Origin of the sequence: Vibrio sp. NFR (genome assembly GCF_027587095.1) — a bacterium.
Classification (GTDB): domain Bacteria; phylum Pseudomonadota; class Gammaproteobacteria; order Enterobacterales; family Vibrionaceae; genus Vibrio; species Vibrio harveyi.
In genome coordinates, this window is record NZ_JAPPTN010000013.1 from 141,371 (window position 1) to 148,321 (window position 6,951).

Sequence of the window (6,951 nt, forward strand, 5' to 3'; positions counted from 1 at the left end):
TACCCCACTAAGGATAGTGGGTTTTTATATGGTTATAATAATTATGAAAGAAATTCCTTTCCGTTGGATTGACAAATATCTCATCCATTTAAAGATTCAAGAAAAGTTCTACCTACTCTTCTTGCTCCCTCTCATCGCATTAGTCATCCTAACTCTCGTTTTGAACAGTGCCGCAGACTCACTTATTACTGACTTATATCAGGAAGAGTTGATGTTAATGAAAGGTCTTATCGAGGCAGGTAATCTCTCGCAATCTCAAGTTGCTAGCCTGATCTCAAGTTCAGATACGATTGCTTTCGGTACAGGTCCAGAAGCTGTTTCTGTTATGAATGGGGCTTTTAGTCTCGTTGCTAACCACGAACAGTCGTTATGGACAGCACTATCTACAACGCAAGTAAGCATTATTCTTATCACTCTGTTTATCATTGCAATGGGCGTTTACTACATCATGACGTTCATCGGTGGTGCGATGTTCACAATGAACAAAGCACTAAACACATTGGCAAACGGTGATTTAACTGCTCGTATGAACTTTTTCCCTGTTCGTGACGAGTTTAGTGAGATTGCTATTACGATCGATAAAGTTGCCGATCGTGAACAAAAGATGGTTCAGTCGATTCAGGAGTCTGTGGCGCTTATGCAGCAAATCAGCTCAGATCTAAACCTATCTATTCAAAACAGTTCTGAAATCTCTAACACGCAACAAGAGCACTTGAATTCGCTGGCAAGCGCAACAGAGGAAATGGCATCAACCATTCGCGAAGTAGCAACGCTGGCTCATGACTCAAGCACTCAAACTGATGATGCTCGCAGCGTCGCTCAATCAGGTCAGGTGAAAGTGGAAAACACGCTTCACTCTATCTCCAACCTTTCCACTGAGATCCAATCAGCATCTCAAGCGGTAGAAGAGTTAGATGCAAACGCGGCGCAGATTGATGAAGTGGTAACAACCATCAACGGTATCTCTGAACAAACGAATCTCCTTGCGCTAAACGCAGCCATTGAAGCGGCGCGTGCTGGTGAACAAGGTCGTGGTTTCGCAGTCGTAGCCGACGAAGTTCGTGCTCTTGCTGGCAGGACTCAACAAGCAACCGTCGAAATTCAAGCAATGATTGAAGCGCTACAACGTAACAGTCAATCACTGACTAAGTTGATGGAAGTAACAGTTCACAATGCGAATGAAGGTCAAACTCTAATGGCCGAAGTGAATCAAGAGATTGGCTCACTTGCAGACAAGAACCAAACTATTTCTGACAGCAGCGTTCAAATCGCTACGGCAGCTGAAGAACAAGGCGTAGTGGCTGACAACATTGCATCGAGTGTTGAAGAGATCCGCATTCAAGCTAACAATGTGTGTACGATGATCAGCACCACATCTCAGAATGTCGAGCAGCTTCGTGCCCAAAGTGACACTATGGAATCACTGCTGACTGGCTTGAAAGCTTAATCACATACACTAATAGCTAGGGTCACTTCGGTGGCCCTTTTTTGCGCCTGAAAAACCCGTCCGTTATTCCACTCACAAGTTTATAATTAAAGCCTCTACAAATGATTGGATTGTCGATGGATATTGCTTTTGCGGGCAACATCCCGGACAATACGCCCCTTTCAAAATTCAACAAGAGCTAAAGAAATGACAGCTGCTATCTATTTGGTTAAAGGTCGTGAGAAATCGGTTAAGCGTAAGCACCCATGGATCTTCTCTCGAGGCATCAGTAAAGTTGAGGGCGAACCTGCTCTTGGCGAAACCGTTGATGTATTTACTCACGACGGGAAATGGCTAGCTAAAGCAGCATATTCTCCAGCTTCTCAAATTCGTGCTCGTATTTGGAGCTTTGAAAAAGAAGAGATCAACAAAGCATTCTTCGTTAAGCGCTTCAACAACGCTCAGCTTCTTCGTGAAGACGTTATCGACCGCGACGGTCTTACTGGCTACCGCCTTATCGCAGCAGAGTCTGATGGTATGCCAGGTGTTACGATCGACCGTTACCAAAACTTCTTTGTGTGTCAGCTTCTAAGTGCAGGTGCAGAATACAACAAACAAGCTATTGTTGATGCGTTAGTTGAGTGTTTCCCTGGTTGTAACGTTTACGAGCGTTCTGACGTCGCGGTACGTAAGAAAGAAGGTCTTAAAGAAACAACCGGCGTATTGCACGGTGAAGAGCCACCAAAATCAGTGGTAATTGAAGAAAACGGCGTGAAGATCAGCGTAGATATCGTTGGTGGTCATAAAACTGGTTTCTACTTAGACCAACGTGATAGCCGTCAACAAGCGATGAAGTACGTGAAAGATAAAGAAGTTCTCAACTGTTTCTCGTACACAGGTGGTTTTGGTCTGTACGCGCTAAAAGGTGGCGCGAAACGTGTTATTAACGCAGATGTATCACAACCTGCTCTCGACACAGCAAAATTCAATGCAGAGCTGAATGAGTTTGATATCTCTAAGAAACGTGCTGTATTCCTAAACGCCGATGTGTTCAAACTGCTACGTGAATACCGTGACCAAGGTACGAAGTTCGACGTTGTTATCATGGATCCACCGAAATTTGCTGAAAGCAAAGCACAACTAAATGGCGCGTGTCGTGGCTACAAGGACATCAACATGTTGGCCATGCAAATTCTAAACCCTGGTGGCACGCTACTTACCTATTCTTGCTCTGGTCTGATGGACCAAGTTCTGTTCCAAAAAATTATTGCCGATGCCGCAGTAGATGCAAATCGCCAAGTAAAATTTGTGGAACGTTTCGAACAAGCAGCGGATCACCCTACTGATACCGCTTACCCAGAAGGTTTCTACCTAAAAGGCTTTGCGTGTAAGGTCCTTTAATCGCTGGCTATTTTAGATTCAAAAGAAAACGGAGCTTTCGCTCCGTTTTTTTATTCTCTCAATTGCTCAAGATTAGTAATGATACTGTTGGCAATATCTGCAGCCGATGCGCCATCGAAGTTGATATCTAACTGCTGACCCCCTTTATTAATGGTTAGGGTCGAGTCTCCAGAATCTTCCGTTACAGACAAGGTAATACCATTCACTTGTCCAGAGAAGTCACCAGACTCGAAATCATCAAGCAGCGTCGACATATCGGTACCAGAAACATCATCGAACAAATCTCTAAGTTCGAGTTTGTCGCCTTCCGACGCATCAAAGTCTGTGACTGAATCCACCGCATTATCCATTTGAGTCCAAACAAACACATCACCATCAGCACCACCGGTCAGGATATCATCGTCTAGACCTCCTATGATGATATCTTCCCCCGCATTGCCCGAGATAGTATCTTCTCCTTCCTCTCCAAGTAAGATATCGGCACTAGCTGTACCAACAAGAGTATCATCACTATTACCACCCACTCCTGAAGGCGCGCCTACACTTGCAGTAACAGACACCGTAAGCGCCCCTATATCAAAATCACCGTTTGATGACTCAGTTCGATAAGAAATTCTTGCACTATCTCCATCATCCAAACTATTTGAAGGGATAAATACCAACTGATTATCTACAACGAGTACTTGACCTTTACTTGGATCAACAACTGCGTCAGCCAACGTTAGTGTAGCCGCATTGTCGCTGTTGGTATCGTTTGAAAGTACATCAACCACAATTGGCGTCCCTTCAGGTGTTGATGCTGTGTCATCTACAGCTTCAACAGAGTTTGGCTCCAAATCAAATGAAACGGTTTCTGCTGTAGTATCACCATCGCCGTCAGTCAGTACGTAATCAAAGTCAAACTGAGTAGCAACCGCAATCGATGAAGCAAAGAAGGTGTATTCACCCGTGTTTAAATCAATAACTACAGAGTTTTGACTGTCCACTACAATCGTCACGGTATCTTCAACTGCATCGACAATGGTTGTCGCTCCAGTGTTGTTAGCGTCATCATCCACCGTAATAGTCGTACCATCAAACGTCACCGTAATACCCGTTGCGCCACCATAGTTAAATGACGATACATAGCCGCCATCAGCACCAAAGAACGACGCACTTCCCCCCATAACAGTCGAACCTAAAGCACCAGTTATTGGCGTTACGATCGATTGGATGAGTATCGCTGGAAGGCTATTAATATCCGGAACGATAATTGGGTCGATTTGTTTATCTATTGGATTATTAGCGTCATAAGCAACAGGCTCTAAGAACTGAGTTGCAGCTCCGGTACCAATACCGTAAGCGAGCGCTGTTACATTATATTGCTCTAGCTGCGCTTCCCAATCCGACTGTTCTGTTGCATCAATCTGATTCCCGGTAGAGCTAGGATTACCATCCGATAGGAAGTAGCTAAGGTTGTTTGCATCCGCAAGTAGCTCAGGATTACCCCAAACATCATCTTCGGCAGCAAGTGCAACGGCATCGTCGTAATCCGTACCGCCTCCTGCAGTTAAGCTATTAATCAGTGCGATAGCTTGATCAACATCCATCCAAATTGTTGTTAAATCATTAGGTAAGCTGTTATCTGATGATTCAACACCATCTTCGCCAAGTACATTTGCATTACTACTGAAGGTTGTGATTTGAACTTTAGTATCTCCAAGTAATTGGTATTCTAATAACAAGGCTATCGATGCGCTTTTCAGTACATCAAGACGCGAAGTTACAACATTTGAACTTGAACCAGTAACTGAATCCCACCCCATCGATCCTGATACATCCAGGATCAACTGAACGTTGGAACCTGTTGTTTGCATCGCATTAACGTCTTCAACAACCGTTTCAGCAAATGGAGAGTCATCTTCAATGGCGACCGTAGCAGTTGCAGAGCTAGTAATACCAAGTGCGTTTGACGCAATCACTGGAACTTCTAAATCAATTACGTCTTCGCCACCACTATCCGGATGATCGACTTTTCCTAGTAGCTCTGTCGATAAATTACCAAGATCGTCAACCGACACCTCAATAATTGGCTGACCGCTTGCAGAGCCCGTAAGTGTCTTATCGTTGTTTGAGAGCGTCCAAACTAATGCATCTCCATCACTTGAAATTAGCGTCGTTGGTAAGCCCAATGTGACGGATTCCACAGTTGCTCCCAATGTAAGTGAGCCAGTATCATTCGTGGAATCTGTTGTATCAATAAAACCAGCTAATGCTCCATTGTCGGCATTCGCATCAGGTAAACCTTCTTCAGACACATTAAGTGCTACTGCACCAGAAATGGTTGGTGGGATAGCAGGGTTAACTGCAAATGATCCCGTAACACTGTCTCCATCGGCATCCGTTACTGTGTACTCGAAGTCAATATCACCATCACCAATAGGTTCGCTGAGTGGCTCATATTGGATGAACTCCCACTTGCCTGTGCTCGGTGTAAATTGCACTTCGAACGCAACACCAGTATCTGTTGAACCAACTAAACGATTAGGGTTTTGCGCGTCGATGCTGACTGTAATATCGTCTCCACCTGCCGTCTGTAAACCTGATTCCGCACCCGTTAAAGCTGTTGCGCCCGGACCATCTGCACCGTATGTAGAACTAATTGTTCCCTCTGCGGATGCGATTGGAATACCACCATCAGAACCGATAAAGGTAATGGATTTAACAGTAAAATCACTATTATCTTCAATATTCGGTCCATTACCGTTATCCGTTGCTTCTAGAATGATCTGATCAAAGCCACCTTGCTGAACACTAAAGTTTGCTGCGAAATCACCACTTTGAGCATCAGAAGTAAAGGTTTGTTGAGCAATTAGCACGCCATCTCGATAGAATGATGCGACCCCTTCTTCTAATTCACCTCCAAACATTTTGGCAAACTCAATTTCCGCACCAAACGCAACTTTATCACCCAAGTCTATGATGAGTTTTTCAGATACACCTTGATTGTTAGCAAAACGGTAATCGACCTCATTATCCAATGGGAAGCCGTTGTCACCTGAGCTTTTAACCCCAATACCATCCGAAGACTGATTGACTTGTGCTGCGCCAAGCGTCACCGATTCATCCGAAATAAAACCTTCGGCTGTTACAACAACGTCACCAAAGGTTCTACTGAAAGAATCTGCACCATTACCTGTAAAGCTCACTTGTCCAGTTATAACATCGGGGATATCCAAGTTTGTAACGTCTACTACTGGCACGTTACTTGGTACTGATGGACGGTCATCTTCAACAATAACATTGAGGCTTTCAGACGTTGTGGTTTGACCATCACTGACCGAGATCTGCAAATCAAAGTCAATGATATCCTCAACATCATTCACCGGATGATCGAGTGGTTCAAACAGTGTGATGTTGTAATCCCAAGAACCTTGTCCTGAGACAGCGGGCTCCGTGAGAACAACAGTTGCAACAACAGCTAAACTCGCAGTAGAAGCCGTCAATGTTTGAGTATTGCTGTTCCATGCCCAAGACACAGGCTCTCCACCTGATGTGAGTGTATTTGGACCAGAAAGAACGACTGAAACATTCGCTGTATCCGGGTCTCCAACTGTAAATGACCCTGAGAAGCTGGCTGCATTTGTAGTATCGGTAGGAGAACCCGTGGAATCAGGTATACCATCGGTTAACCCTTCTTCTGAAACAACCGCATCGATAACGTCGGAAATAGCTGGAGGTGCATCATTATCGATAATTGTTGCATTACCGACATCAGAGCCCAATACAGGACCAACGCCTACAACAGAAACACTGAAGTCCTCATCCTGCTCAAACACTGCGTCGTTCAGGGTATCAATTCGAACATCAAATTGAGTCGAGCCTGCTGGTACCGTGACTAAACCATCATTCGGAACTGCAACCCAGCCGGAACCAGTATTATATTCAAGCGTCCCTAGATCACCCACTCCGGTGTCACCAGTGTTAAGAGTAAGCTGAACCTGAACCGCAGCTTCAGACTCGTTAGTGAGCGAGACAACGAAGTTGGCAGTGTCACCTTCGTTAATCGTGCCAGCATCACTAATAGATACCGTTGGACGGTCGTCATCTGGATCTGGGTCAGGGCCAGTACCATCATCGACAAT

At 44.8% G+C, this 6,951-nt stretch carries 3 protein-coding genes; 2 read left to right on the forward strand and 1 reads right to left on the reverse strand.

The window, feature by feature from the left end:
- Positions 1 to 43 precede the first annotated feature (43 nt).
- Both OH463_RS21595 and OH463_RS21600 read left to right on the forward strand, forming a co-directional pair.
- A complete protein-coding gene (locus OH463_RS21595; protein WP_005446771.1) occupies positions 44 to 1,447 on the forward strand; it encodes a methyl-accepting chemotaxis protein in 1,404 nt (467 codons plus the stop codon).
- 186 nt (positions 1,448 to 1,633) lie between these two features.
- Positions 1,634 to 2,827, forward strand: a complete 1,194-nt coding sequence (locus OH463_RS21600; RefSeq protein ID WP_005446769.1) for a class I SAM-dependent methyltransferase — start codon at positions 1,634 to 1,636, stop codon at positions 2,825 to 2,827.
- Positions 2,828 to 2,877: 50 nt separating this feature from the next.
- Here OH463_RS21600 and OH463_RS21605 read toward each other — a convergent pair.
- The coding region (locus tag OH463_RS21605) for an Ig-like domain-containing protein (protein ID WP_269992603.1) at positions 2,878 to 6,951 on the reverse strand (4,074 nt) is incomplete at its 5' end.

What these genes read in the sequence shown, in the direction of transcription:
- OH463_RS21595 (WP_005446771.1), top strand. Translation starts at nt 44, where the DNA reads ATGAAAGAAATTCCTTTCCGTTGGATTGACAAATATCTCATCCATTTA.
- OH463_RS21600 (WP_005446769.1), top strand. Translation starts at nt 1,634, where the DNA reads ATGACAGCTGCTATCTATTTGGTTAAAGGTCGTGAGAAATCGGTTAAG.